The following is a 25,335-nucleotide window of genomic DNA, read 5'->3' on the forward strand; positions in this document are numbered from 1 at the left end:
GGATTCACAGAAAGCACGGCGAACCTGGCAGTCGTGAGCCAGAACGACAGCGAAAGCGGACTTCTCGCGACGATCATCAGGAAACGGGCGAACGACGCCGGGGAACGCGTCTATCTCGAAGAGGCGCCCGGGTCGCACCAGGTCACCTACCGGCGGCTCGCCGACGAGGTGTCGGGCTGGCTGACCGCGCTGGCCTCGGCGGGCGCGCCCGCCGGTGCACGGGTGCTGATCGACGTCGCCGATCCGCTGGCGTTCGGCCCGGCCTTCCTCGGCGTGCTCGCCGCCGGGCGGTGCGCGGTGCCCGCCGATCCCGCCGCGTCGCTCGACGAGCTGGCCAAGGGCGCCGCCCAGACCAGCGCGTTCGCCGTCATCAGCGACCGGCCGAACCACGGCGCGAACCTCGGTCTCCGTGTCCTCGAACCGGGCCGCCCCGGCACCGCGCCGCCCACCGGGCCCGGCTCGGTGCTGACGTCGGCGGAGCCCGGCGCCGCCGAACTCACCGAACACCGGCTCCTCCAGGCGGCCGCGACCACCGCCCGCGAACTGTCCGGCGACGACCGCGGCTACGGCACCGTGCCGCTGTTCCGGCTCGACGCCCAGGTCACCGGCCTGCTCGCCACCCTCGTCGCGGGGGCGACGCTGGTCGTCGGCGCGGCCGTCCCGCCCACCGGGTTCTGGACGCTCGTCCGCCAGCGACGCATCACCTGGCTCGAAACGCCGTCGCCGACCCCCGGCGCACTGCCGGACATGGTGGGAGCGGGCCGTGCGCAGGTGAGCCGATGACCACCCTCGAAGCGCCGAGGCCGGCGCCGGCCCGCATCCCCGCGCCGCGGTCGTCGGCCCCCTACCTGCACCAGATCGACCTGTTCCGGCTGATCACCTTCGCCTGCGTGATCCTCATCCACGTCGTCGCCGCCACCAACTACCCGCAGGACGTCCCCGCCAACGCCGTCGAATCGCTGCTGCACTTCACCCGCGAGGCGTTCTTCGCGCTGACCGGGTTCGTGCTGGTCTACCAGTACCGCGACCGGCCGCTGCGGGCCACCGGGTTCTGGCGGCGGCGGTTCCCGCTGGTCGCGGTGCCCTACGTCGTGTGGTCGGTGTTCTTCTGGGGCTACTCGCTCGTCACCACCGGCGAGCCCGCCGGCTCGCTCAGCACGAAGCTGGCCGCGCTCGGCCGGGAACTGATCGAAGGCAGCGCCTGGTATCACCTGTACTTCCTGCTCGTCACGATGCAGGTGTACCTGCTCTTCCCGCTGCTGCTGAAGATGTTGCGCGCGACCAGGGGCAAGCACCGGTACGTGCTCCTGGTCAGCGGCGCACTCCAGGTATGCGTGGTGCTGTTCATGACCTACCCGCCCGAAGGCGTCACCTACGACACGATCAGCCACCTGTTCGCGACGATCCTGCCGTACCAGTTCTACACCGTGCTCGGCGCCGTGGTCGCGATGCACTTCGAGGCCGTGCACGCCTGGGTGTCCGGCCACCGAGCCTTCCTCGCCACCGCGCTGATCGCGATCGGCGTCGGCGCCGAGCTGGCCTACTTCCAGAACGTCCACAGTGGAACGTGGCCGCAACTGGCGAGCGAGGTGTACCAGCCGTATCTGCTCCTGTGGTTCGTCACCGTCATCGCCGCGCTCTACGCGCTGTGCTCGTGGTGGTCCGCCCGCCGGACCGCGGACGGCAGAGTCGCCCGGTTCATCGCGTGGGCGTCGAACCGCTCGTTCAGCATCTTCCTGGTGCACCCGCTCGCGCTGGCACTGCTCGGCCCCGCGATCGGCACGGTGGCGGACCGGGTCGGCGCGCCGTGGACGACCGTGGTGATCTACCTCGCCACCGTCGCGCTCACCCTCGTGTTCGTCGAGATCCTGCGCCGGCTGCCGGTCAGCAAGGCCCTCACCGGACGGCCCCGCGTCCGCCGCGCGCACCCGGGGCCGGTCCGGCTCGTCGTCAGCCCTACCCGGCGCTCGTCCGGTTGAGGTAGTCCGCGACCGTGCGGATCGCCGCCGGGTTGCGCGGCCCTTCCACGAGCGCCGCGTACGGCAGCGCGAGGAACCGCTTGTTCTTGATCGCGGGCACCTGTGCCAGCGGTGGGTAACTCTCCAAAAAGGACTGTTTCTGCGCGGCGGTCGGCGGGTCGTAGTCGTTGATCACGATCACGTCCGGGGCGGCCTTGACGACCGCCTCCCAGGTGACGGTGGTCCAGCTGTCCTGGAGGTCACCCATGACGTCGTCCCCGCCCGCGCGCGTGATCACCTCGTGCGACGCGGCGAACCGCCCGGCGGTGAAGGGTTTGTCGGTGCCGGAGTCGTACAGGAACACCTTCGGCCGGGGCCGGTCCTTCGGCACCGAGGCCTCGACGTCACGTACTGCGGCCTGATACTCGGCGATCAGCTGCTCGGCACGCGCGGAAACCCCGAAGATCCGGCCGAGGTTGCGCAGATCGGTGTAGAGCGCTTCCAGCGCGGGCATGGTGCCGCGCGAGCGATCGGTGAGCCCGTTGCGGCACGACTCACTGAGCACATAGGACGGAATACCGAGTTCGGCGAGATGCTGCGGAGTCAGCCCGGTGTTCTCGCCGAACCCGTAGTTCCAGCCCGCGTACACGAAGTCCGCGCCCGCCTGGAGCACGACCTCCTTGCTGATCGTGTCGACGCCGAGGCGATGGGCGCGTTCGAAGTCCGCGCGCCACGGCGAACCCTCGATGTCCTTGTTCTGCCCGTGCGGCATGACGTAGCCCGCGATACGGTCACGGAGGCCGAGCGCGAACAACATTTCGAGGATGCCGCTGTCGTAGGCCACGACCTTGCCCGGCGCCTTGGTGAACGTCAGGTCCTGGCCGCAGTTCTTGACCGTGACGGGATATCCGGCCGCCGCGCTCGTGGTCTCCGGCCGGACCTGCGCACCGCATCCGGTGACCAGCAGCAGCGCGGCGAGCGCGGTCAGGAGGGAACGTCGTCGCGGCATCGCGGGGATCCTTTCGGTTCGGTGGCGTTGCTGTACAGCAGCTGCGGCGCGCCCGAAACGGGATGCGGCACGATGTGGGCGCGCACGCCGAACGTCGCGGCGATCAGCTCGGGAGTGAGCACCTCGTGCGGGGCGCCGTCGGCGACGACGCGTCCGTCGGCGAGGACGTAGAGGAGGTCGCAGGCGGACGCCGCGAGGTTCAGATCGTGCAGCGCGACGAGCGTGGTCACGCCGATTTCCCTGACCAGGGCGAGGATTTCGAGCTGGTAGCGGATGTCGAGGTGGTTGGTCGGCTCGTCGAGTACCAGCACCTTCGGCTGCTGGGCGAGCGCGCGGGCGACGAGCACGCGCTGGCGTTCCCCGCCGGACAGCGTGAGATACCCGCGCTCGGCGAGGTGGTCCACCCCGACCTGGCGCAGCGCCCGCGCACAGAGCTCGTCGTCCGCGTCGGTGTCGCGTTCGAAGGCGCGTTTGTGCGGGGAGCGGCCCATGGCGACCACCTCGGCGGCGGTGAAGTCGAATTCCATGTGCTGCTCCTGCGGCAGTGCCGCGACACGTTGAGCACTGTCCCGCGCGGAGAGCGTCCAAACGTCGTCGCCGTCGAGGCGCACAGCTCCGGCCGAAGGACGCAGCGCGCGGTAGACACACCGCAATGTGGTGGACTTCCCGCACCCGTTGGGCCCTACTAGGCCGACGACGGTGCCCTCGGGGACCCGCAACCGCAGGTCGCTCACCAGCTGCCGCCCGGCGACGGTCACCGTGAGATCTTCGACCCGGATCTCCATCAGCGACCGCCGAAAACGTAGCCGCGGCGGCGCATCAGCCACACGAACACCGGGACGCCGAACGCGGCGGTGAGCACGCCGAGCGGGAGTTCCTCGGGCGCCACCAGCGTGCGGGCGAGCAGATCGACCCACACCAGCAGCACGCCCCCGGCCAGCGGGGCGACCGCGAGCACCCGGCGGTGGTCGGCGCCGACGGCCATGCGTACCAGATGCGGGACCATGAGCCCGACGAACCCGACCGCGCCGCTCACGGCGACGAGGCAGCCGGTGACCGCCGCGCACACCACGAACAGCGTGCGGCGGAAGCGCGCGGCATCGACGCCGAGCGCCGCCGCGGTCTCGTCGCCCATGGCCAAGGTGTTGAGCCGGCGTGCCGAAACCTGGAAGTAGGCGAGGCCGAGCCCGGCCGCGGCAGCGGCCACCGGCACCGACTGCCAGGTGACACCGCCGAGGCTGCCGAGCAGCCAGAACAACGCCGCGCGCACCGCGTCCCCACGGGGTGCCATGAAGACCAGAACCGTGCTGACGGCGGAAAATCCGTACGCCATCGCCGTTCCGGTCAGTACCAGCCGCAACGGTGTCATCCCCTCCCGTGAACGCGCGGCGAGGTAAACGAGCACGGTCGCTCCCAGCGCGCCGAGGAACGCCGCCACCGACAGGCCGTAGAGACCGAGAGACGCGAAAAGGCCGAGGACGATCGAGGCGGTCGCGCCCACCGAAGCACCCGAGGACACCCCGAGCACGAACGGATCGGCGAGCGCGTTGCGGACCAGTGCTTGGCTGGCGACGCCCACCGCGCTGAGTCCCGCACCGACCACGAAGGCCAGCAGCACGCGTGGCAACCGGACCTGCCAGACGATCTGATACCCGGGCAGGTCCGCGGCGTCGATCCAGCCGCCGGAGATCCCGGCACCGACGAACCGCGCGACGTCACGGATCGGCATGTTCGCGGCGCCGAGCGCGACGCCGCACACCAGCGAAACGACCAAGGCCACGATGAGCAGGGCGATCAGCGGGACGACCGAGCGGCGACGTGGTGGAGTCCGTTGGAGGCCAACGGGTGCGGCCATGCGTTCGCCTTCCGGGCACGGGCCTGCGTGCAACCGTGACCGGGCCCGCCCTGGCGGGACGGGGATTCCGGACCGGCGACCCGCAGACCACGACGGGTACCAGAGCAAACCGCGCCCGCCGGGTGTTCGGGCTCGCCGTCACGGGGACGGCCCACCGTTGCGGGTCAGCGCCGGATTCCGACCGGCTTCCCCCGAACGGGCGCGGATGAACTTGTGGTGTGTACTTCCGGTGATCGTCGACCATGGACGGAGCGGGTGTCAATCCGCTGTGACCGGTTCGGCATCGTGTGTGGCGGCTACGGGGCGTCGATCGTCACGCTCACCCGGGGTCGTCAGGTTCTTCCGGTGAACCGGCCCGTGCGTAAGCCGCTCCCTGCACCCGCGATCGATGGGGTCGCAGTCGCTTATCCTTCTGTCCATAAAGGACGGAATGAAGTGCGGCGAATTCGTGGCAGGTGACCGAAAATGGCTCTGATTGGGCGCACGTCGTTGTCCGGCTTGGTTTCTGGCTTGCCGAAGGTCAGAAGCTAGGCATGCAGGAGTACGGCGTGCGCAAGGCCAGCCGATGGCGACGCCTGTTCGGATCGGAAGGGGCAACGCCAAGATGTCCGGGAAACCTCACACCACACCGTGTTCACCCCCGGCGGCCGCCGACCGGACCTACCAGGCCGGTGAACACCCACAGATCAAGACGAAGGGCACCAAATTTACCGGAATCGCTTATATAGCAACGAAAAATGCGGCGCACAGGTTCACCCGATCGATAGCACACATGTTCGATCAGGCGGAGTAAAGTGGTGTTGTGGCCGTCGAGAGCAGCACCCAGGCATCGCGCACCGAGTGGTGGCGCGAGGATGTCGGCTGCCTGCTGGACAGGCTTCTGGAGTCCGAGTGTGTGCAGCGCCGCGAAGCCGCGATCCAGGGCGAGGTCATGGCCGAACTCGAACGCCGCGGGATACGCGACACCACCGGATACGGAAGCCTCGTGCGACTACTGCAAGAAACGTTGAACATCCCGTACGCCGAGGCGAAAGCTCGGGCGGCGCGGGCACTGGCGTTGAACGGCACTCGTGATCTCACCAGCGGGGATCAGCCGTCGCAGGCTCCGGCGACCGCCCAGGCCGCTGCCGAGGGCACGGTCGGCGCCGCCCAGATCGACGAAATCCTCCGCGTACTCGACAAACTTCCCAAGACCGTATCGGTGCAGGATCGGGAACAGGCGGAGAAAATCCTCGCCGAACTCGCCCGCGCCGCCGGACCCCGCGAAATCCGCGCCGCCGGACGACGCCTGCTCACCCAGCTCGACCCCGACGGGAAAGAGCCGAAAACCCGGGAACCGAAACCGTTCCAGCCGGAATTCTCGATCGCCCCGCACCGGGATGGCGGGCACCAGATCAAAGCTCGCGTCGACGATGAGACCTCCGCGCGGCTGCAAGCGATGCTGGATCCACTCGCCAAACCCCGCCCGGCCACCGAGGAAGAGGGCCGCGACACCCGTACTCAGTGGGAACGGCGTGGTTGCGCGTTCTCCGAACTGGTACGCATGTGGACCGAACACCCCGACCTACCCACCCAAGCCGGAGAAGCCACCCACATCGTCGTGACAGTCAGCTTGGAACAGCTGCGATCCGGCATCGGACAGGCCACTCTAGATCTGCTCGGGGAGATCACCGCTGCCGAGGCGCGGCGGCTGGCCTGCGACGCCAAAATCATCCCCATGGTGCTGGGCTCACACAGCGAACCCCTCGACGTCGGCCGGGCACAACGCCTCGCCACCCCCGCCATCCGCCGAGCGTTGATCCGCCGCGACGGTGGTTGTGCGTTCCCGGGGTGCGATGCGCCCGCTTACCGATGCACGGCGCACCATGTGGTTTATTGGGCACACCATGGTGAGACCAAAGTGGACAATCTCGTCCTCGTATGTTCCGTCCACCACAAGCTCATCCACCACTCCGAATGGAAAGTCCGGATCGCCAGCGACGGACTCCCCGAGTTCATCCCACCCGCCTGGCTGGACGCCACCCGCACACCACGCCGCAACACCATCCACCTCAGAACCTGACGTGAGGTTCCCCCGGTTGTCCGGACACCTTGGCGTTGCCCCCAGGTGACGGACTCGGGTTTGTGGAGTCGATGGCTTGTCGTCTGGAAGGCTGTCGATCATGCCGAAGGCTTATCCCGCCGAGTTCCGGGCTCGGGCGGTCGCTCTTGTCCGGGCCGGCAAGTCGGTCCGGGAGACCGCTCGCGAGCTCGAGATCAGCGAGTCCTGCCTGCACAACTGGGTCAAGCAGGACCGCATCGACCACGGTGAACGTCCCGGTCTGAGCAGCACCGAGCACGCCGATCTCGTGGCTGCGAAGCGGCGGATCCGGCAACTGGAGACCGAACTGGAGGTCCTGCGCGAGGCCTCGAAGATCTACCCGCAAGAAAGATCGTGGGCTGGTCCATCGACAACAACCAGAACACCAACCTCGTCGTCAACACCCTCGAGGATGGCGATCAACAACCGAAACCCCAAGCCTGGCACAGTTTTCCACTCCGACCACGGCGTGCAATTCACGTCCTGGACCTTCACCAACCGAGTCAAGGACGCCGGGGCTGATGCCCTCACTCGGGACCGTCGGTGACGGCTACGACAACACGATGCTGGAATCATTCTGGTCCAAGTTGCAGACCGAACTTCTCGACCGAAGGAAATGGAAAACCCGGACCGCGCTACAACAACCCGCCTGACACTCCACAGACGACGGTCCGGAGAGCCGGGGCAACGCCATTTCGCGCGGGAGAACATCCTCCCCAAGTAACGTTCCCGCTGGTCCGTGAACTCGGCGCCGACGGGCCCGCACCACGATCCCCGATCCCAGACCGGACCTGGCCAACCGCCGTTTCACCGTCGACGCACCGGACCGGCTGTGGATCGCGCCGCGGTGATGAACGTCTGTTCCCGGCTCATCATCGGCTGGTCCATCGCCGACCACATGCGCACCGAACTCGTCACCGACGCGCTTGATATGGCGATTCTGCGTCGTCAGCTGGAGAACAACACCACCCTCCTGCACTCCATCCATGGAACAGTCGGCGACGAACTTGCCAACGCAATGAGCACGAACCCGTGCCACATAGGTCCTTTATGGACTTCAGTGTGATGAAGGGCGCTTTCAGAGCGCTCAGCGCCGTGAAGGCCCCCTTCACAGCAAGGCCCCTCTACCCGAGCTGACCCCGCCTGGCTTGACAACGCTCGGCAATCGTCGCGAGTGCTCAGTGCCTGAACGTCAGGACTGAACCTGATACGTGCGCTTCACCGGTCCCGACACGTAGCCTTCGGCCGTCCGGCTCGACACGGTGAGCTCGAACGCTCCGAACGTTTCCGGGAGCGTGTAAGTGAAGGTTGCCTTGCCGTCCGGGCCGACCGGGACGACCTGTGGCGGATTGAACGCGATGGACCACAGCACCTCGTGCGACCAGGGCAACGTGGGGGTCACGGTGAACTCGATCGGCTGTCCCGGCTTGGCGGTCGAGGGGCCGCCCTCGGGAAACTGCGGGCTGGTCACGATCGGCGGTAGCGCTTTGACCCAGAACGTGAAGGACGTCTCGTCGGTCACCACACCCGACGCGGTCACACCACGGACCCGCAGGGAGCGATAACCCGGCGCCCGTGGCGTCCAGCGGACCGAAGCCGAGCTGTCGGCACTCGCGGCGATCGTCTGTTCCGCCTCGCCGTCGAACACGTATTGGTACGAGACCACCGGCAGGCGTGGCGAAGAGAGCACGAAAGTGCCGGCTACGCCGGGGCCGCCGCGCTCCGGGGAACCGCTGGGGTACTCGGCGCTCGTCACGGTCGGCGCGGGCGCATCCGCCTGGAAACCGCTCTCGCCCCAGCCGGAACGGACGCCCGCCGCGTTCACGCTCGCCACGCGGACGCCGAAAGTGCCCTTCGCGGTCGGTGTGTATTCGAAGGTCAGCGAACCGTCCGGAGCGGCGGGCACCGGCACCTCGGGGCCCCGGCCGATCCGGTACACGTACGACACCACACCGTTCCGGTTCGGCTCGACCGTGAAGACCCGCTTCTGATCGACGAGACCGGACCACGCGTCGACCGTCACCGAAGGCTCCACCTGGTTGACGTAGAAGGGACGGTCGGTGACGCCGGACTTGATGCCCGTGGCGTCGACCGTCCATACCACGAGCTTGTGGCTTTCCTGTCCAGGCTGGGAAAACAGGAGCGAAACGCGCCCCGTGCGGTCCTGGCCCACGGGAAGCGACTGCTCGGCACCACCGTCGATCCGGTAGACGAACGTCGCCGCCCCCTCCTGGGTGGCGGTGAACACGATGTCCGCGGACACCCCGAGTTCGAACCACGGCGTCTGCGCGGTGGGGGCGGTGGTCCGTACCCAGTACCGGTAAGACCGGGCAGGTGACCGGTCGCCCGCGCTGCCGACGCCGGTGACCTCGATGGAGACCGGTCCGTCGACGGCCGGAGTGACCGTCACGGTGGCGGAGCCGCCGGGATGGTCAGCCGCCACCCGGCCACTGCGGATGCCGAGCCCGGAGTATTCGAACGCCACCACGTTCTGGTCGCCGTCGGCGCTGAACGTGAAGTCGCCTGGCAGGCCCTGACCGCCGTCGCCGGGCGGACCGCCGTTCTCCCGGTACACCGTGGAAGTGACCGTGGGCGCCTTCGACGCCGCCGCCGGATGGTGCGAGACCGGGTTCTGGGCGGCGGCGGTGCCCGGTACCACACCGAGACCACCGATCACGGCAGCGACGAGCACCCAGACCCGCGCGGGTCTGCCAGACGTCCTCATGGTTCATCCCCCCAAGGCATGATCGACACCTCGAGCCTAGCCGCCGCCGTGGCATCGGTAATCCCGCAAAAGGACCAACGGAAAACGTTCAGCGCCGGACGCGGCGGAACACCACCGTTTCGGCTTCCGAGGGACGGCGCGGGGCGATCGGCCGCGGCGCGGCGGCGGGACTCGGCGGCGGAACCTGCCGCCGGGGAGCTTCGCGTCGCCGCGGGATGACGACGGTATCGGCTTCGGCGGACGGAAAACGCTCCGGCGCCGGAGGCTCCGCGGGCGCGGGCTTCCCGAACCGCGCTTCGACACGTTCCCGGACACGGGGCGCCGCCCACCGCACGGCCAGCGTCGCGGCCAGCCCGACCAACGCGCCGAAAATGATGTCCGACGGCCAGTGCACACCGACGTACACCCGCGAGATCGCGATCAGCGCGGCGGGGACGCCGAGCAGCCAGCCCCACCGCTTCGAGACGAAGAAGCCGACCACGAAGGCGATGGTCATCGCGGCGGTGGCGTGGTTGCTGGGGAAGGAAACGCCGGGTTCGTGCTGGACGAGCTGGTGCACCGGGCGGGTTTCGAACGGGCGCTCGTGGACGGCGAAGGCACGCAGGATCCGGTTCACGACGAAGCCCAGTGCGAGCGCGGCCCCGACCTGACCGGCCAGCCACAGGTTGTCCGCCAGTGCCCTGCCGCGCATCGTCCACAGCACGATCAGCCCGCCGGCGACGACGAGGACGTAGATCAACGGGCCCGCCACGAACTTCATCACCGCGTCGAGCGCGGCGCTGTGCCCGGCCAGGCCGTTGATTACATCGAAGAGCACGATTCAGCTACCTCCCCCAGGTGAACACCTGATGACGGACACACCAAATCGATCATGCCAGTGAACGTGTGGTGACCGCGTGAGGGGCTGAACGTGAACGGAGAGTTACATCTCGCCCAGAGCCGTGACCGGGGATTCGACGCAGTCCGCGACGAACCGGAGGAAGCCACCGGCGGTGCCGCCGTCGCACACGCGGTGATCGAAGGCCAGTGTGAGCTCGCAGATCTTCCGGGCGGCTAGCTCGCCGTCCACGATCCACGGGCGGTCCATGATCCTTCCGACTCCAAGAATAGCGGCCTCGGGGTGGTTGATGATCGCGGCCGACCCGTCGACGCCGAACACGCCGTAGTTGTTGACGGTGAAGGTCCCGCCGGTGAGCTCGGCCGGGGTCAGCCCGCCCTCGCGCGCCGCGGCCGTGCGCTCGGCGATCGCGGCCGACAAGTCCCTTGTGGACAGTTCGTGGGCACCGGGCACGACCGGGACGACGAGCCCCCGGCCGGTCTGCGCCGCGAAGCCGAGGTTGATCGTGTCCAGCACCACGATCTCGTCGCCCTCGACACGCGAGTTCAGCTCGGGGAACCGTCGCAGTCCCGCGACGGCGAACCGCGCGATCAGCCCCAGCAACGACACCGGGCGGTCGGGCGCCACGGCGTTGAGCGCGGCTCGCGCGGCGACGAGCTCGGTCGCGTCGACGTCCACCCACACGGTGGCTTCCGGGATCTCCCGGCGCGACGTCGTCAGCTTGTCCGCGACCGCTTTCCGCAGGCCCCGCAACGGAATCCGGCGCTCCCCCGCCTTCGGCACGGAAGGCTCGGAAGGCACGGGCCGCCGTGCCGCCAGCACGGTTTCGACGTCGGCGCGGCGGATGATCCCGCCCTGACCGGTGCCGATGACCTGCCGCAGGTCGATCCCGTTGTCCGAGGCCAGCTTCCGGACGAACGGCGAGATCACGCCCGGCGCGCTCACCGGCACCGGGGCCGTCGTCGCACCATTCACCCGCCCGGTCCGCTTGCGCCGCGTAGTCGGTGCGGTCCCGTAGCCGATCAGCACGTTTCCGCTGGACTCGACCTCGGCGGGCGACGGAGTCACGACCCCCGGCTCAGTGAATCCCTCGGCCTCACCGACCGACAGCAGCGGCGAACCCACGGACAACGACTGGCCCGGTTCGCCGTGCAACGCCGTCACGACACCGGCGAACGGCACCGGCACCTCCACCGCCGCCTTCGCGGTCTCGACCTCGACGACGGACTGGTCCACCGCGACGGTGTCCCCCACCTTCACGAGCCAGTGCACGATCTCGGCCTCGGTCAGCCCTTCGCCGAGGTCCGGGAGCAGGAAGTCAGGCACCGACGACCTCCCTCGGCTCGTCGTTCCACTGCAACCGCGCGAGGGTGTCGAGGATCCGGTCGACGTCCGGCAGCTGATGACGTTCCAGTTTCGGTGGCGGATAAGGGATATCGAGACCGGTGACGCGCAGAACCGGCGCGTGCAGGTGATGGAAGCACTGCTCCGTGACCCGCGCGACGACCTCGGCGCCGTAGCCGGAGAACCCGGCGGCCTCGTGCACCACGACCGCGCGCCCGGTGCGGCGGACGGACGCGGTCACGGTTTCATCGTCGAACGGCGCCAGCGAGCGCAGATCGACGACCTCGACGTCCCAGCCCTCCGCCGTCGCGGCCTCCGCGGTCTCCAGTGCGGTGGCGACCATCGGCCCGTACGCGATGAGCGTGACGTCCCGGCCGGGGCGGCGCACGACGGCTTTGTCGAAGGCGGCACCGGTCCGGGTGAAGGTCACCTCGTCCTTGGCCCAGTACCGGCACTTCGGTTCGAGGAAGATCACCGGGTCGTCGGATTCGATCGAGTCGCGCAACAGGTCGTAGGCGTCCTGCGGCGTCCCCGGCGTGACGACACGCAGGCCGGGCGTGTGCGTGTAGTAGGCCTCGCTGGAGTCGCAGTGGTGCTCCACCCCGCCGATGCCGCCGGCATACGGCACCCGGATCACCATCGGCAGCGACAACGCGCCGCGCGTGCGGTTGCGCAGCTTCGCCACATGCGAGGTGATCTGCTCGAACGCCGGATAGGCGAACGCGTCGAACTGCATCTCCACGACCGGGCGGAACCCGCCCATCGCCATGCCGATCGCGAAGCCGACGATGCCGGACTCGGCCAGCGGCGTGTCGAAGCAGCGGTCCTCGCCGAAGTCCGCCGTGAGCCCGTCGGTCACCCGGAACACCCCGCCGAGCGCGCCGACGTCCTCGCCGAAGACGAGTACGCGGTCGTCGTCCTTCATCGCGTCTCGCAGTGCTCCGTTGAGTGCCTGCGCCATCGAAACCGGGGTCATCTCACGCCTCCTGGGCTTCGAGTTCGGCCGCCACCAGCGCTCGCTGCGCGACGAGCTGGCGAGTGGGTTCCGCGTAGACGTGGTCGAACACCGACAGCGGATCGAGGTCCGGTTCGGCGTTCATCGTGTCCCGAACGGCCGCCGCGAAGTCCTCGGCCTCGGCCTGGAACTGCTCGATGTCCTTGGCGGGCAAGGCTTCCCGGCCCGTCAGGTAGGTCTGGAGGCGCCGGACCGGATCGGCCGCCCGCCAGCGTTCGACCTCCTCGGCGTCGCGATACCGGGTGGCGTCGTCGGCGTTGGTGTGCGCGTCGATCCGGTAGGTGTGTGCCTCGACGAGCATCGGCCCACCGCCCCGCCGCGCGTGGTCGACGGCCGCGTCGAGCACCGCCAGCACCGCGACCGCGTCGTTGCCGTCGACCTGCTCGGAGCGCACGCCGTACCCGACGCCCTTGTACGCCAGCGCGGGCGCGGCGCTCTGCTTCTCCAACGGCACCGAGATCGCGTAGCCGTTGTTCTGCACGAAGAACACCACCGGCGCGTCGAAAACGGCCGCGAAGTTGAGCGCCTCGTGGAAGTCGCCCTCGCTCGTGGCGCCGTCGCCGATGAGCGCCAGCACCACGGTGTCCTTGCCGCGCCGGTGCAGGGCGTGGGCGAGCCCGGTGGCGTGCAAGGTCTGCGTCGCCAATGGGGTGCACTGCGGCGCGACTCGCGTCGAGGACGGGTCGTAGCCGCAGTGCGCGTCGCCTCGCAGCAGTGTCAGGACCTCACCGGGTTCGAGGCCGCGCGACACCAGCGCGACGGAATCGCGGTAGGTCGGGAACAGCCAGTCGTCCGGCCGCAGCGCCAGCGCGCTCGCGACCTGGCAGGCTTCCTGCCCCGCACTCGACGGGTACACCGCGAGCCTGCCCTGCTTCGTCAGCGCCGTGGCCTGCGCGTCGAACCGGCGGCCGCGCACCATGAGCCGGTACGCCGTGCGCAGCCGGTCGAGTGCGGGTTCGGCGTAGCCGGCACGCTGACTCACCGCCGTGCCGTCCTCGGCGACGAACCGCACCGGGGTCTCGGAGGGCAACAACTCGGCGGCCTTCGGCCGGTCCCGGTCCTCGCGCCGCGTCATCGACAGCACCACCCTCTCTGTGACATGTGATGCAAGAATGGTGTCCGTGGCCGAAGCAGTGTTCAAGCAGCGCGCGAAATGAGCGACAGATTGACCGAGAAAGCGATTTCCAGCGGCAATACGTCCAGTGAGACCCAGGTCACCGGACGGTCCGGCGGACGAACGGCACCCGTCCTCGACGACGTCGACCAGGCGATCCTCGCCGCGCTGACCGAGGACGGCCGGATGTCGATCCGCGCGCTGGCCGACCGGCTGCACATCTCCCGCACCAACGCCTACAGCCGCCTCGAACGGCTCCTCGGCGAGCAGGTGATCACCGGGTTCGGCGCGCGGATCGACCCGCGCCAGGCCGGGCTCGGCACGAGCGCGTACATCATGATCACCATCGAGCAGACGTCCTGGCGCACGATGGCCGAACGGCTCGGCAAGATCCCGTACGTCGACCACGTCGCCCTCGTCGGCGGCGACTTCGACGTGCTGCTCCTGGTCCGCGCGCCGGACAACACCTCACTGCGGGACGTCGTGCTCGACCGCCTCCAGGCCATCGAAGGCGTCCGCAACACCCGCACCTGGCTGATCTTCGAGGAACGCCCCGGCGACACCCTGCGTGGCTGAGTCCTTACAGCGGGACGACCTTCGTCGCGCCGTAGGTTCCCTTGAGCGGCACGACGACCTTACGCCGCCGCACGGTGACGGTCACGCTGTCCTGCAGCTGGGTCGGATCGGACACGGCGAGCTGCCACCGGCCGTCCTTGCGCCCCAACGCGATCGCTGCCGGACCGGACACGGTCACCTCGTCGGCCGACCCCGCGCCGAAGAAGTTCGCCAGCAAAGTGTTGTCCCACAAGCGAATTGCCTGCACCGAGGCCGTGTTCGCCCGGACCCGCCACGACCACGCCGACGCCGCCGTGGCAACCCAGTTCGCGCCAGGGAGCACGACGTAGGCGTACCGCGCGTCCGACGGTTTGACGCCGTGTTCGATCACCAGCTTCTGGTAGCGCCGGGTGTAGGGCACCGTGGTGCCCTTGGTGTTCGCGCCGGTGTCGACGTCCCGCCAGGTGCCGGTCCGGTCCTCACGCAACGTCGTCAGCCGCGCGTCGTCGAGCAGGACGTAACCCCCGACGTCGGCCAGGTGCAGCCAGCGTGGGTTGTCCACAGTGGACGACTCGCCCAGCCCGGCGCGGGAGCGCCTGCCGTCGATCAGCAGCGGCCCCGAGCCGATGCCGCGGTTCTCCACCACCGTCCGCACCCGCTCGCCGGAGCCGTCGGTGATCCCGGCGCCGAGGCACACCACCCCGGATGGAGTGAAGAACCACGACTTCTTCGCGGTCAGCGTGCCGTCCGCGGAAACGAAGTCCAGCGCGTAGGCACCGTGCCGGGCATCCCAGCGGACACCACCGGTGTGCGCGTTCTTCGTCAGCGGCACCTGACCCAGCGGACCGGCCGGGCCGGTCTTCGCCGTCGTCCCCGGCAGCAGCAGCGGATCGACGGTCGGCCAGTACGCGTCGGTGTAGTGGCCCTTGGCGTTGGGCAGGAACGTGTACAGCACCCCGTCACCGGTGTACCAGCCGTGCAGGTTCATCGAGTTGACCGACTCGTAGCGCGAGATCCGCGTCGAGCTGACGCCGAGCGAGGCCGACCAGCCCTCGGTGACGTGCACCATCCGGTCCTGCTGCCCGAAGATCCGGTGTTCGGCGACGATCGGGGCGGGCCGCACGTGGCCGGCGAGCAGCTCCTGTGCGAACTCGATGCCCGGGATCGCCACCAGATCGGGGCCGGGCGCGAACCGCTCCGGGTCCGGGATCTTCAGGAACGGGGCGTAGGTGCCCTCCTTGATCCACTTCGCGGCGAGCCCGCCCAGCTCCGTCTTCACCGTGCCGGTCGCCGAACGCGCGAGCAGCACGACGGCGACGGTCAGCTGGTGCCCGATGTCGTGCCCGGTCTCGCCCTGCCGCGACAGCATCCGGCCACGCACCGGCTCCATCAGCGCGCCCGCGTACACGAACGGCGCGAAGCTGTCGGCGACGAGGGCGAAGATCTGCTGCCGCAACGACTCCGGCAGCGCGAACTCCGTGCCCTGAGTGACGTGGATCGTCCCGGCCAGCGCGGTGAGCAGCACGATGCCGTAATGGCCGGGGTACGGGATCGAATCGTGCTGGATGAACGAACCGTCGGTGTGGAACCCGTCCCCCGCCGCCTTGTCGAGCTTCGCGACGACGCTCGCCGCGCCGTTGCCCGCGACGTCGACGAGCGCGTCAAGTCCTTTGTGGATACGCGCGGTGTCCCCCAGCATCGCGCCGGACACGATCGCGATCAGCGATTTGTCCGCCCGGTTCGCCCCGGTCTCCACGACGTTCTGGTTGTTCGTCCTGCGGTTCGGGTCGCCGACGAAGCGCAGGACCGGCTTGAGGTACCGCGCCAGCTCGGCCGGTTCGAGCTTGTCCGCCACCACCGACAGGGTGTGCAGCAGGTAGTACGGGATCCCGATCTCGTAGGTGTACCAGTTGCCGAGTTCGGCGGTGTTCTCGTTGTACTGGTGGGTGTACAGCAGATCGAGGGCCCGCTTGATCCGGTCGAGGACGACCGGGTCGCCGGACAGCGTCCCGCCCGGCGTGCCCCAGTCGACCGCGATCGCCCGCAGCCGCGCGTACATCGACGTCGTGTAGTCACTGCCCGGCCCGAACGGCAGATCCGTCCACAGTGGACCACCGGTGACCGACATGCTCGCGTTGTACGCCTTGGCGACCCGGCCGAGGTTCGCCAGCGCCTCGGCCCGTTCCGGGGACGGCCGGTTGATCCCCGTCTGCAGTTCGCGGTACGCCTTGACGATCGACGCGAACGCCGAGGCGGCCTCGCCCGGAGCACCGGGGGCGCTCGCCGCGAACGCGGGGCGTGCCGAAGCGGTCAGCGCGACGGAAGCGGCCGCGATCGCGCCGCCCCGCAGGGCGGTTCTCCTGTTCACGGGCATGGCGAAGCTCCAAGACGTCGTTGGCTTGCGAAGAGGGGACGGAGAGTTACGTGGTCAGCGGGTGCCGTCGGTGCGGCGCGGGAGCCGCCACGGGTTGGCGTCGCGCAGTGCCTCGGGCAGCAGCGCGTCGGGGAAGCCCTGCCACGCGACCGGCCGGAGGAACCGCTCGATCGCCGCGGTACCGACCGAGGTGGTGGTCGGCGCGGTGGTGGCGGGGTACGGGCCGCCGTGCTGCTGCGCCCAGCTCACGGTCACCCCGGTCGGCCAGTCGTTCCACAGCAACCGCCCGGCCAGCCGCGTCAGCGCGGGCAGCAGGCCGCGGACGAGGTCGGCCTCGTCCTCCTCGCCCTGGATCGTCGCGGTGAGCCCGGGTTCGAGCGTGGCCAGCACGTCCAGCAGCTCGGCCTGATCGGTGTAGGTGACGACGAGCGAGGCGGGGCCGAAGCACTCTTCGTGCACCGCCGCTCCCCCGGCGAGGAACTCCTTCGCGGTGGTGGCCAGCAACGTCGGCGTGAACGCCGAACCGTCGGCGGTGCCTTCGACGACAACGTCCACACCGGACACACCGCGCAGGTCACCGAGCTTGTTCCGGTAGCCGGACGCGATGCGGTCGTTGAGCATCGGCTGCGCCGCGACCGCGGCCACCGCCTCGCGCAGGACGTCGTCGAGACCGTGTCCCTCGGGCAGGAACAGCAGGCCCGGCTTGGTGCAGAACTGCCCGGCGCCCAGGCTGAACGACCCCGCGTAGCCCTTCGCGACGGCCTCGCCGCGCGCGGCGACCGCGCCCGGCGTGACCACGACCGGATTGACGCTGCCGAGTTCACCGTAGAACGGGATCGGCGTCGGCCGGGACACGGCGATGTCGAACAGCGCTCGCCCACCCGGTACCGAGCCGGTGAACGCCGCCGCCGCGATTCGCGGGTCCTTCAACGCGGTGACGCCGACGTCGACGCCGTGGATGACGTCGAACATGCCTTCCGGGGCGCCCGCCGCGATGAGGGCCTCACGCACGATCTGCCCGGTACGCGTGGAAAGTTCCTCGTGGCCGGGGTGCGCCTTGAGCACGACAGGGCAGCCGGCGGCCAGCGCCGACGCGGTGTCCCCGCCCGCGACGCTGAACGCGAACGGGAAGTTGCTCGCGGCGAACACCAGCGCCGGGCCGATCGGGACGAGCACGCGGCGGATGTCCGGGCGCGGGCCCATCGGCCAGTCCGGATCGGCGTGGTCGACCGTGGCGCCGAGGTACTCGCCGTCGGCCAGCACCTTGCCGAAGAGGCGCAGCTGGAACGTCGTCCGCTTCAGCTCCCCCTGCAAGCGCGGCGACGTCGGGAGATGCGTCTCGGCGTGGGCGAGCGGAACCAGCTCCCCGGCGGCGACGTCGAGAGCGTCGGCGACCGCGTCGAGCCACCGCGCGCGCTCGGCCGGGGTCGCGGCCGCCGCGGGCCGGGCAGCCGCCGCAGCCGCTGCGAGGATCGCTTCCAGCGTGGCGGGGTCGGTTTCCTGGCTCATACTTTCCTTACTCCTCGAAGAATCTCTAGAGACTGTGGGCGGCGGCACCGGCGGCCAGCAGGTCCGGCCAGCGGGCAGGCCCGGCGAGCCCGAGGTGATACAGGTGCAGCTCGGCCGCACCCGCCTTCCCGAGTTCGGTGACGTACGCCTCGATGTCGGGCACCGGGCTGCCCGCCACGGCGGTGATGTAACTGCCGACGGCGACCTTCTCGGGCAGCTTCGCCCGTGCCGCCGCGACGGCGTCCACACTGGACTGTCCGGGCGCCCAGTTCTGCAGCACGACGGCGTCGACTTCCTCGGGAGCGGCCGGGGTGAGACCGGGCAGCGCGCCGGTGACCCACGGGTCGAGCGCGCCGTGCAGCACGATCCGGGTTCCGGACGGAAGACGCTCCAGCACCGCGTGCCGCAACGCGTCGGTCGCGGCCTGTCGCGTTTCGAGGATGCCGCGGCGTACCGATGGCAGCAGCTTGTCCTCGGTCAGGGTCAGATCGCCCGCGGCGATCAGCCGCCGCACCTCGCCCCGCAATTGTTCACGGATGGTGTCGGCATCATGCCCGCGCTCGGTCCAGCCGTCGGCGCAGGCGGTACAGCAACACACCGACAACAGCCGCGCCACCGCGGGCGCCCAGACACCGTCGGTCTTTTCGTGCTGGTGCTGGTGGACGACACCGAGCGGCCCGCACGCCTCCAGGATCACCGACGAGAGCTCCAGCCCGTCGACGGCTTCGGCGGTCAGCGTCGCCGAGTACTCGCGGACCGCGGGCTGCGCCGGGCACAACGCCCACGGGTAGACCTCGCCGAAACAGTTGCGCACCGCGACGCCGGGATTCGCGATGCCCAGCTGCGAGTTGTGCGTGAGCACGATCCACGCGGCGGCCGGGATCCCGGCCTCGTTGAGCAGCCGGACCGCGTCCCCGCCACTGTCGGGCCGCTCCAGCCAGTCCGGAGTGGACGGACGGAGTTCCTTGTCCCGCCACGCTTCCTCCCGCACCGGACGGTAGAACGCGGCGTGCCGCGCCACCACCGACGTGCCCCGCTCCGACCACGGTGTCGCCGCCCGCGCGCTGTGGTAGGACAGCGCCACCGCGACCTCGTCGGCCTCCAGATCGGCCGCGCGGGCGGTGAAGCCGGGGGCGTCGAGCACGTCCCACGGATAGGCGTAACCGGTCACCTTCACCGGGTCACCACCTCGCCGTGTTCGGCTCGAAGCCGGGCTCGAACTTGCGCATGTACGTCACATCGTCCCGTTTCGTCAGTCCACAGCGGACAAAGTTCTCGTGGGCAACGGCGAGCGCGTCGGGGTCGAGCTCGATGCCGAGTCCTGGCTTGCCCGGCACCGCCACCGCGCCCTCGCGGAACTCGAGCGCGCCCGGCGCGATCACGTCGGCATCCTTCCACGGCCAGTGCGTGTCGCAGGCGTAGGTGAGGTGCGGCGTGGCGGCGGCGACGTGCACCATCGCGGCGAGGCTGATGCCGAGGTGGCTGTTCGAGTGCATGGACAGCCCGACCCCGAAGCTCTCACAGGTCACCGAGAGCGCCTGGGTGGCCCGCATCCCGCCCCAGAAGTGGTGATCCGACAGCAGGACGCCGATCGCGCGGGCCCGGAACGCGGGTTCGATGTCGCCGAGATTCACCACGCACATGTTGGTGGCCAGCGGCATGGCGGTGTGTTCGGCGACCTTCGCCATGCCCTCGATCCCGGGCGTCGGATCCTCGAGGTATTCCAGGACACCGTCGAGTTCCTTGGCCACCGCGATGCCGGTGTCGGCCGTCCACGCAGCGTTGGGGTCGATCCGCAGCGGGTGCCCGGGGAAGGCTTCGGCGAGGGCGTGGATGCCGTCGACCTCCTGGCGGGGCTCGAAAACGCCGCCCTTGAGCTTGATCGAGCGGAAGCCGTACTCGTCGATCATCCGGCGCGCCGAGCCGACGAGCTGCTCCGGCGTCAGGATCTCGCCCCAGGAGTCCTCGGTGCCGTCGATGTGCTTGGCGTACTTGTAGAACAGGTACGCGGAGAACTCGACGGCATCGCGGGCCTTGCCGCCGAGCAGGTCGACGACCGGGAGCCCCAGCGCGTGTCCCTGCGCGTCCAGGCAGGCGACCTCGAACAGCGAGAACACGCTGGAAATCGTCTTGCGGATGGAGAACCCGCCGATCAGCCCGTGCTCGTCGGTGAGCACCGTGCCGGCGAGGGTCTCGGCCACGATCCGCCGCAGCCCCGGCAGGTCGAACACGTCGTGCCCGCGCAGCCGCGGCAGTACTTTGCGCACCTCGCCGAGGAACGCGGCGTCGCCGTAGGACTCGCCGAGCCCGACGACGCCGTCCTCACAGATCACCTGGACGACGCTCCGCAGCGCGAACGGCTCGTGCACACCCATCACGTTGAGCAGCGGCGCGTCCGCGAACGCGACCGGCGTCAGGACGATATCCCGGATCTTCATGTCACAGCGCCTTGAGGGTGGTGAAGCCGTTCTCGACGATCTGCGCCAGCCGGTCGATCTGCTCCGGCGCCGGCTCGACCAGCGGCGGGCGCACCGGGCCGACCTTGTCGCCGCGCAGCCGCGCGGCGGCCTTGACCAGCGACACGGCGAATCCGGGCGTCTCGTCGCGGAGCGCGACCAGCGGCAGGTAGAACCCGGCGAGCAGAGCGTCCATCACCGCATTGTCGCCCTCGGCCAGCGCGCGATGGAAGCGGTGCGCGATCTCCGGGGCGAAGCAGTGCACCGCCGACGAATACCGCGCGACGCCGATCGACGCGTACGCCTTCGCCGAGACCTCAGCGGTCGGCAGCCCGTTGAAGAACAGGAAGTCCCGCGCCCGCTCGGTGCCGGCGGAGCGGATCGCGGTGACGATCCGGGTCATCAGCTCGACGTCGCCGAAGCCGTCCTTGAGTCCCACCACGGACGGAATGTCCAAAAGGGACACCGCCGTGGGAGCGGTGAACACGCCAGTGCCCCGGTGGTAGACGATCACCGGCACCGAGGACTCGCCGACCGCGAACCGGACGAAGTCGACGAGCCCGGCAGGAGGACCGGACACGAGGTAGGGCGGGAGGAGGAGAACGCCGTCGGCGCCCCCCTCCTCCGGCGGCGCCCGCGCGGGGCCCCCCCCCCCCCAGACTCATATTCCGCTACGTTCTGTGTTCTCATGACAATGTGTGTGTGACCGAGCTGGAACAGATGTCGATCATCGACAGGGCGCGTGCTTTGCATCGGTCGGGTGTCGACGCGAGTTGTGCCGGTCGGCAGCGCGAAGGCGTACAGCTGATGCGCGAGGGACTGGCGCTGCTCGATTCGGTCGAGCCGGTGCACGCGGCGAACCGGCAGGAGTGGCTCGTCACCCGGATCCGGTTGCTGGCGACCCTGTCATCCGAGACGGGTGACCACGCGGCCGCCCGGCTGGCCGGGCTCGCCAAGGTTCGCGAACTCGTCGAGCACGTCACCGATCCTGCCGCCCGAGCGGGCCTTTTCGGCGTGATGGACCACAACTGCGGCATACAGCTCATGGCGGTCGGCCGTAACGACGAGGCCGTCCGCTACTTCGATTCCTCGCTCACGTACAAGCGAGAACAGCGTGAACGGGTGGATGATCTGGCGGCTACGGTCGGTCCGTACATCGGCACCCTGGCCACCCGGGCGATGGTCTATACGCGGCTCGGGGAGATCCGCGCGGCCCGTGCGGACCTCGTCGACGCCATCGAACTCGCGGAGAAATACGATCGGGGGACCGACGCCGCCGATGTGCGGCGGACGCTCGGCGGGCTGGAGCTGCGGGTCGGCGACGTCCCGGCGGCGCTGCGTCACTACAACGAAAGCGAGCGCGGCTATCAGCAGCTGGGCGTCGAGATCCCGGCCCGGCTGCGGATCGAGCAGGCGCAGGCGCTGCTGGCGGCCGGGCTCGCGGACGAGGCGGGCAGGCATCTCGACGAGGTGCTCCCGATCATGCGGGAACAGCGCAGCGTCAACCGGGACCTCTCCGACGTCGAGCAGTACCGGGCGGCCGCCGCGCTGATGAACGGGGACCTGGAGCTGGCCAAGACGCTGGCCGCGTCCGCGCGGCGGCGGATGGTGCGCTGGGGCTGCCAGACCTGCGTCGCCAACACGACGCTCATCGGGTTCCACGCCGAGCTGCGGGAAGCGCTCGCGACGTCGGAGTTCCCCGCCGGGCTGCCGAGCCGGATGCTGCGGGCCGCCGACGCGATGCCGATGCCGCGGCTCGCCGAGCAGGCCGCCGTCGCGCGGATGCTCGCCGCGCGCCTGGAGATCGCCCGCCGCAGGCTCGCGAAGGCCGACGAGCTGGTGGCCCGGATCCCGCGGCCGGGCAAGCTCACCTCGATCGACTACCGCCTGCTGCGCAGGCTGTGCCGCGCCGAACTCGCCGTCGCGCGCGGGGAACGCGGCGCGGCGCTCGCCGAGATCCGGGCCGGGCTCGCCGAACTCGACCGCGTCCGCGACCGGATGGGCGCCGGGCTCGAGCTGGTTTCCGGCGTGGCCGTGCACGGCAGGGAACTGGCGGAACTCGCGATCCGGCTGGTGCTGGCCGACGGGAACGCCCGCACGCTGTTCGACTGGCTGGAACGCACGCGTGCGCAGACTTACCGCTACGAGCGGCTCGCGCGGGTCGACGATCCCGAGCTGGCCGAGCGGATCGCCGAGGTCCGCGGTCTCGAACAGGCCATCCACCAGGCGCAGCACGACGGGCATCCGGTCGCGGCGCTGCGTGCCCGGCACGCCGAGCGCCTGCGGGAGGCACACCGGCTGGGCTGGCACAGCAGCCGGTGGGGCGCGCCGAGGCCGGCGGTGACCGCGAGCGGCGTCGCCGGGCAGCTGGGGGACCGGGTGCTGGTGAGCTTCGCGACCTCCGGGGGCGAGGTCGTCGCGGTCGTGCTCGCCAGGGGCCGGTGCGAGCTGGTGCGGCTCGGCCCGGCGGACACGGCCGCGGAAAACGCTCGCATGCTCCACACCGACCTCGACGTCCTCGCGCCGGACAACCTGCCCGCTGCCCTCGCCGACACGGTCCGTGCCTCCGCCCGCAAACGCGCCGACCTGCTCGACACGCAGCTGCTGCGGCCGCTCGCCGGGCTGCTCGGCGACGGCGAGGTCGTCGTGGTGCCGACCGGCGCGTTGTACGCCGTGCCGTGGGGCGTCCTGCCGAGCCTGCGCGGCCGCCCGGTCGCTGTCGCGCCCTCGGCGACCGCGTGGCTCGCTTCGGCGAAGGTGCCCGTCACGGGGGCTGCCGACGTCGTGCTCGTGTGCGGCCCGAACGTGCCCGGCGCGCTCGGCGAGGTCGGCAAGCTCGCGGTGCGCTTCCGCACGGCCAGGGTGCTCGACGGCGAGCGCGCGACGGTCGCGTCCGTGCTGAGCGAACTCGACGGCGCCGGTCTCGCGCACATCGCGGCGCACGGCTCGCACGAGCCGGAGAACGCGTTGTTCTCCCGGCTCGAAATGACCGACGGCTCGCTGTACGCGCACGAGATGACCGGGCTGAGCCGTCCGCCGCGGCAGGTCGTGTTCGCGGCGTGCGACCTCGCGCTGAACCGGATCCGTCCCGGCGACGAACCGCTCGGCTTCGCGAGCGTCCTGCTCGCCGGCGGCTCCCGCACGGTGCTGGCCCCGGTGTGCCGGGTGGGCGACGAGGCCGCCGCGTCGACCATGGACGACTACCACCGCACCCTCGCCGCCGGCGCGAGTCCCGCCGCGGCGCTCGCGGAGGCGATCGCCGCCGACCCGTTCCGCCGCCCGTTCGTCTGTCTCGGCGCCGGGTGACGTCCTCGCTTTTTGCGCAAGGGAGAGGAGTTCTCGGCGCGCGTGGTACGGGATGGTTGTCTCGACCTATCGGCGCGCGACGAACAGGGAGAACAACAGCATGGCTGCAACGACCACGCCGTGGGGTGACGCGTCGGCGATCCTCGCCGCCGCGGGAATCGAAGAGGACACCTCGTACTACCGCGAATTCACCGGCGAGGACGAAAAGGCCGTGCTCACGGTCGCGATGCGGATCCAGGAGGGCTGGGAACGCAACGACGCCGACTACTTCGCCGACACTTTCGCCGACAACGGCAGCCTGCTGATGAAAGACGATCAGCTGACCAGCCGCGAGCAGATCCGCGAATACATGAAGGCGGGTTTCGAGGCGCAGTTCCGCGGTGCGCGGGTGCGCGGGTGGCCGCTTTCGGTCAGGTTCCTCAGCGACGACACGGCGATGGTGATCAGCCAGGGCGGCATCCTGCTGGCGGGCGAGACGGAGACCGCGCCCGAGCGGCAGGTCCGGGTCACCTGGGTGATCGTCAAGGAGAGCGGCGGGCTCAAGCTGCTTTCCCACCAGACCAGCCCCATCAAGGGATGACGGAAGGGTATCGGCTCATGGCGGTGGAAACAGGTTCGGCGGCCCCGGACTTCACCCTGAACGACCTCGACCGGGAGCAGGTCACCCTGAGTGCCCTGTGGCGGAAGAAGAACGTGCTGCTCGTGTTCTACCCGTTCGCGTTCAGCCAGATCTGCCAGGGCGAGCTGTGCCAGGTCCGTGACGAGTTCGCCGGGTACAGCGACGAGGACGTCCAGGTGGTCGGCGTCTCCGTCGACACCCCGTTCAGCCTCAAGGCCTGGGCGGAGCAGCAGGGTTTCCCCTTCCCGCTGCTGTCCGACTTCTGGCCGCACGGTGCGGTCGCGAAGGCCTACGGCGTGTTCAACGACGTCGGCGGCATGGCCAATCGCGGCACTTTCCTCATCGACACCAAGGGAATCGTCCGGTTCGCCGAGATCGTCTCCCCGCGCGAGGCCCGCGACCAGGCCGGCTGGAAGAAGGCGGTCGCCGCCCTACGCGGCTGAGCCTCGGCTTCTCCGGGCTTGTCCTTTGTGGATCGATGGTCCGTGAAGGCCTCCTTCACAGCGCTCAACGCCGTGAAGGAGGCCTTCACGGCATTGAGGTCGAAAACACTGTACACATAGCACACAGTGTCTTAT

At 69.8% G+C, this 25,335-nt stretch carries 20 protein-coding genes, 2 pseudogenes and 1 riboswitch; of the genes and pseudogenes, 9 read left to right on the forward strand and 13 right to left on the reverse strand.

Going from position 1 to position 25,335, the window contains the following annotated elements:
• Positions 1-33 precede the first annotated feature (33 nt).
• Together ACFWX1_RS13410 and ACFWX1_RS13415 are read left to right on the forward strand one after the other, a co-directional pair.
• Positions 34-783, forward strand: a complete 750-nt coding sequence (locus tag ACFWX1_RS13410) for an AMP-binding protein (RefSeq protein ID WP_378386949.1) — start codon at positions 34-36, stop codon at positions 781-783.
• A complete protein-coding gene (locus ACFWX1_RS13415; RefSeq protein ID WP_378386951.1) occupies positions 780-1,979 on the forward strand; it encodes an acyltransferase in 1,200 nt (399 codons plus the stop codon). Before ACFWX1_RS13410 ends, ACFWX1_RS13415 begins: the two co-directional genes overlap by 4 nt.
• Here the strand turns inward: ACFWX1_RS13415 and ACFWX1_RS13420 are convergent.
• Genes ACFWX1_RS13420 through ACFWX1_RS13430 form a run of 3 tightly spaced genes read right to left on the reverse strand, consistent with a single transcriptional unit; the run spans position 1,957 to position 4,822 of the window.
• Positions 1,957-2,967: an ABC transporter substrate-binding protein gene (locus ACFWX1_RS13420; RefSeq protein WP_378386952.1), complete on the reverse strand. Its 1,011-nt coding sequence runs from the start codon at positions 2,965-2,967 to the stop codon at positions 1,957-1,959. The two genes, ACFWX1_RS13415 and ACFWX1_RS13420, sit on opposite strands and share 23 nt — an antisense overlap.
• Positions 2,943-3,752 (reverse strand): ABC transporter ATP-binding protein, encoded by an 810-nt coding sequence (locus tag ACFWX1_RS13425; RefSeq protein WP_378386954.1) that lies wholly within the window; start codon positions 3,750-3,752, stop codon positions 2,943-2,945. Before ACFWX1_RS13425 ends, ACFWX1_RS13420 begins: the two co-directional genes overlap by 25 nt.
• Positions 3,752-4,822, reverse strand: coding sequence for a FecCD family ABC transporter permease (locus tag ACFWX1_RS13430; protein ID WP_378386956.1), 1,071 nt, complete (start codon positions 4,820-4,822; stop codon positions 3,752-3,754). Before ACFWX1_RS13430 ends, ACFWX1_RS13425 begins: the two co-directional genes overlap by 1 nt.
• A gap of 99 nt (positions 4,823-4,921) precedes the next feature.
• Positions 4,922-5,037: riboswitch (cobalamin riboswitch) on the reverse strand.
• Positions 5,038-5,624: 587 nt separating this feature from the next.
• Between ACFWX1_RS13430 and ACFWX1_RS13435 the strand changes: the two genes are divergently transcribed.
• The 3 genes and pseudogenes from ACFWX1_RS13435 to ACFWX1_RS13445 all read left to right on the forward strand — a co-directional run bounded on the left by ACFWX1_RS13435 (position 5,625) and on the right by ACFWX1_RS13445 (position 7,968).
• Positions 5,625-6,884: a DUF222 domain-containing protein gene (locus tag ACFWX1_RS13435; protein WP_378386958.1), complete on the forward strand. Its 1,260-nt coding sequence runs from the start codon at positions 5,625-5,627 to the stop codon at positions 6,882-6,884.
• Between the two features lie 100 nt (positions 6,885-6,984).
• A pseudogene (locus tag ACFWX1_RS13440) lies at positions 6,985-7,540 on the forward strand (transposase); the annotation flags it as partial.
• Positions 7,541-7,734: 194 nt separating this feature from the next.
• Positions 7,735-7,968, forward strand: coding sequence for a hypothetical protein (locus ACFWX1_RS13445; protein WP_378386960.1), 234 nt, complete (start codon positions 7,735-7,737; stop codon positions 7,966-7,968).
• A 126-nt stretch (positions 7,969-8,094) separates the two neighbouring features.
• Here ACFWX1_RS13445 and ACFWX1_RS13450 read toward each other — a convergent pair whose 3' ends face one another.
• From ACFWX1_RS13450 to pdhA, 5 genes are all read right to left on the reverse strand, one after another.
• Positions 8,095-9,627, reverse strand: a complete 1,533-nt coding sequence (locus ACFWX1_RS13450) for a hypothetical protein (RefSeq protein ID WP_378386962.1) — start codon at positions 9,625-9,627, stop codon at positions 8,095-8,097.
• Positions 9,628-9,715: 88 nt separating this feature from the next.
• Positions 9,716-10,444 (reverse strand): phosphatase PAP2 family protein, encoded by a 729-nt coding sequence (locus ACFWX1_RS13455; protein WP_378386964.1) that lies wholly within the window; start codon positions 10,442-10,444, stop codon positions 9,716-9,718.
• Positions 10,445-10,549: 105 nt separating this feature from the next.
• The gene (locus ACFWX1_RS13460) at positions 10,550-11,791 is read right to left on the reverse strand and encodes a dihydrolipoamide acetyltransferase family protein (protein WP_378386966.1); all 1,242 of its coding nucleotides are present in this window, start codon (positions 11,789-11,791) and stop codon (positions 10,550-10,552) included.
• Entirely contained in the window at positions 11,784-12,785 is a 1,002-nt protein-coding gene (locus ACFWX1_RS13465; RefSeq protein WP_378386968.1) for an alpha-ketoacid dehydrogenase subunit beta, read from the reverse strand. Before ACFWX1_RS13465 ends, ACFWX1_RS13460 begins: the two co-directional genes overlap by 8 nt.
• A 1-nt stretch (position 12,786) precedes the next feature.
• Positions 12,787-13,899 carry a pyruvate dehydrogenase (acetyl-transferring) E1 component subunit alpha gene (gene pdhA, locus ACFWX1_RS13470; RefSeq protein ID WP_378386970.1) on the reverse strand — a complete coding sequence of 371 codons (1,113 nt, stop codon included), beginning with the start codon at positions 13,897-13,899 and terminating at the stop codon, positions 12,787-12,789.
• A gap of 78 nt (positions 13,900-13,977) precedes the next feature.
• On the opposite strand from pdhA, the gene ACFWX1_RS13475 reads away from it, so the two are divergent.
• Positions 13,978-14,514, forward strand: a complete 537-nt coding sequence (locus tag ACFWX1_RS13475; protein WP_378386971.1) for an Lrp/AsnC family transcriptional regulator — start codon at positions 13,978-13,980, stop codon at positions 14,512-14,514.
• A gap of 4 nt (positions 14,515-14,518) precedes the next feature.
• Here the strand turns inward: ACFWX1_RS13475 and ACFWX1_RS13480 are convergent, their stop codons facing one another.
• The 5 genes and pseudogenes from ACFWX1_RS13480 to ACFWX1_RS13500 form a co-directional block, all read right to left on the reverse strand.
• Positions 14,519-16,867, reverse strand: a complete 2,349-nt coding sequence (locus ACFWX1_RS13480; RefSeq protein ID WP_378386973.1) for a polysaccharide lyase 8 family protein — start codon at positions 16,865-16,867, stop codon at positions 14,519-14,521.
• Positions 16,868-16,921: 54 nt separating this feature from the next.
• Positions 16,922-18,376, reverse strand: a complete 1,455-nt coding sequence (locus tag ACFWX1_RS13485; protein WP_378386975.1) for an aldehyde dehydrogenase (NADP(+)) — start codon at positions 18,374-18,376, stop codon at positions 16,922-16,924.
• A gap of 25 nt (positions 18,377-18,401) precedes the next feature.
• Complete coding sequence (locus tag ACFWX1_RS13490; protein WP_378386977.1) at positions 18,402-19,553, reverse strand: hypothetical protein; 1,152 nt, start codon at positions 19,551-19,553, stop codon at positions 18,402-18,404.
• A 4-nt stretch (positions 19,554-19,557) separates the two neighbouring features.
• On the reverse strand, positions 19,558-20,814 hold the full coding sequence (locus ACFWX1_RS13495) for a glucarate dehydratase family protein (RefSeq protein WP_378386979.1): 1,257 nt from the start codon (positions 20,812-20,814) through the stop codon (positions 19,558-19,560).
• A gap of 1 nt (position 20,815) precedes the next feature.
• Positions 20,816-21,487: pseudogene (locus ACFWX1_RS13500) on the reverse strand (dihydrodipicolinate synthase family protein); the annotation flags it as partial.
• Positions 21,488-21,534: 47 nt separating this feature from the next.
• Between ACFWX1_RS13500 and ACFWX1_RS13505 the strand changes: the two are divergent.
• The 3 genes from ACFWX1_RS13505 (at position 21,535) to ACFWX1_RS13515 (ending at position 25,200) form a co-directional block, all read left to right on the forward strand.
• Positions 21,535-24,138, forward strand: a complete 2,604-nt coding sequence (locus tag ACFWX1_RS13505) for a CHAT domain-containing protein (RefSeq protein ID WP_378386981.1) — start codon at positions 21,535-21,537, stop codon at positions 24,136-24,138.
• Between the two features lie 100 nt (positions 24,139-24,238).
• A complete protein-coding gene (locus ACFWX1_RS13510) occupies positions 24,239-24,718 on the forward strand; it encodes an SgcJ/EcaC family oxidoreductase (protein WP_378386983.1) in 480 nt (159 codons plus the stop codon).
• A gap of 17 nt (positions 24,719-24,735) precedes the next feature.
• Complete coding sequence (locus ACFWX1_RS13515; RefSeq protein ID WP_378386985.1) at positions 24,736-25,200, forward strand: peroxiredoxin; 465 nt, start codon at positions 24,736-24,738, stop codon at positions 25,198-25,200.
• The last annotated feature ends 135 nt before the right edge of the window (positions 25,201-25,335 follow it).

Source organism: Amycolatopsis sp. NPDC059021, from assembly GCF_042739895.1.
In the GTDB taxonomy this organism is placed as follows: domain Bacteria; phylum Actinomycetota; class Actinomycetes; order Mycobacteriales; family Pseudonocardiaceae; genus Amycolatopsis.

Excerpts from the sequence above, each read along its gene's own strand:
- ACFWX1_RS13415 (WP_378386951.1), top strand. The coding sequence starts at position 780 with ATGACCACCCTCGAAGCGCCGAGGCCGGCGCCGGCCCGCATCCCCGCG.
- ACFWX1_RS13420 (WP_378386952.1), bottom strand. The coding sequence starts at position 2,967 with ATGCCGCGACGACGTTCCCTCCTGACCGCGCTCGCCGCGCTGCTGCTG.
- ACFWX1_RS13425 (WP_378386954.1), bottom strand. The coding sequence starts at position 3,752 with ATGGAGATCCGGGTCGAAGATCTCACGGTGACCGTCGCCGGGCGGCAG.
- ACFWX1_RS13430 (WP_378386956.1), bottom strand. The coding sequence starts at position 4,822 with ATGGCCGCACCCGTTGGCCTCCAACGGACTCCACCACGTCGCCGCTCG.
- ACFWX1_RS13450 (WP_378386962.1), bottom strand. The coding sequence starts at position 9,627 with ATGAGGACGTCTGGCAGACCCGCGCGGGTCTGGGTGCTCGTCGCTGCC.
- ACFWX1_RS13465 (WP_378386968.1), bottom strand. The coding sequence starts at position 12,785 with ATGACCCCGGTTTCGATGGCGCAGGCACTCAACGGAGCACTGCGAGAC.
- pdhA (WP_378386970.1), bottom strand. The coding sequence starts at position 13,899 with ATGACGCGGCGCGAGGACCGGGACCGGCCGAAGGCCGCCGAGTTGTTG.
- ACFWX1_RS13475 (WP_378386971.1), top strand. The coding sequence starts at position 13,978 with ATGAGCGACAGATTGACCGAGAAAGCGATTTCCAGCGGCAATACGTCC.
- ACFWX1_RS13480 (WP_378386973.1), bottom strand. The coding sequence starts at position 16,867 with ATGCCCGTGAACAGGAGAACCGCCCTGCGGGGCGGCGCGATCGCGGCC.
- ACFWX1_RS13485 (WP_378386975.1), bottom strand. The coding sequence starts at position 18,376 with ATGAGCCAGGAAACCGACCCCGCCACGCTGGAAGCGATCCTCGCAGCG.
- ACFWX1_RS13495 (WP_378386979.1), bottom strand. The coding sequence starts at position 20,814 with ATGAAGATCCGGGATATCGTCCTGACGCCGGTCGCGTTCGCGGACGCG.
- ACFWX1_RS13510 (WP_378386983.1), top strand. The coding sequence starts at position 24,239 with ATGGCTGCAACGACCACGCCGTGGGGTGACGCGTCGGCGATCCTCGCC.
- ACFWX1_RS13515 (WP_378386985.1), top strand. The coding sequence starts at position 24,736 with ATGGCGGTGGAAACAGGTTCGGCGGCCCCGGACTTCACCCTGAACGAC.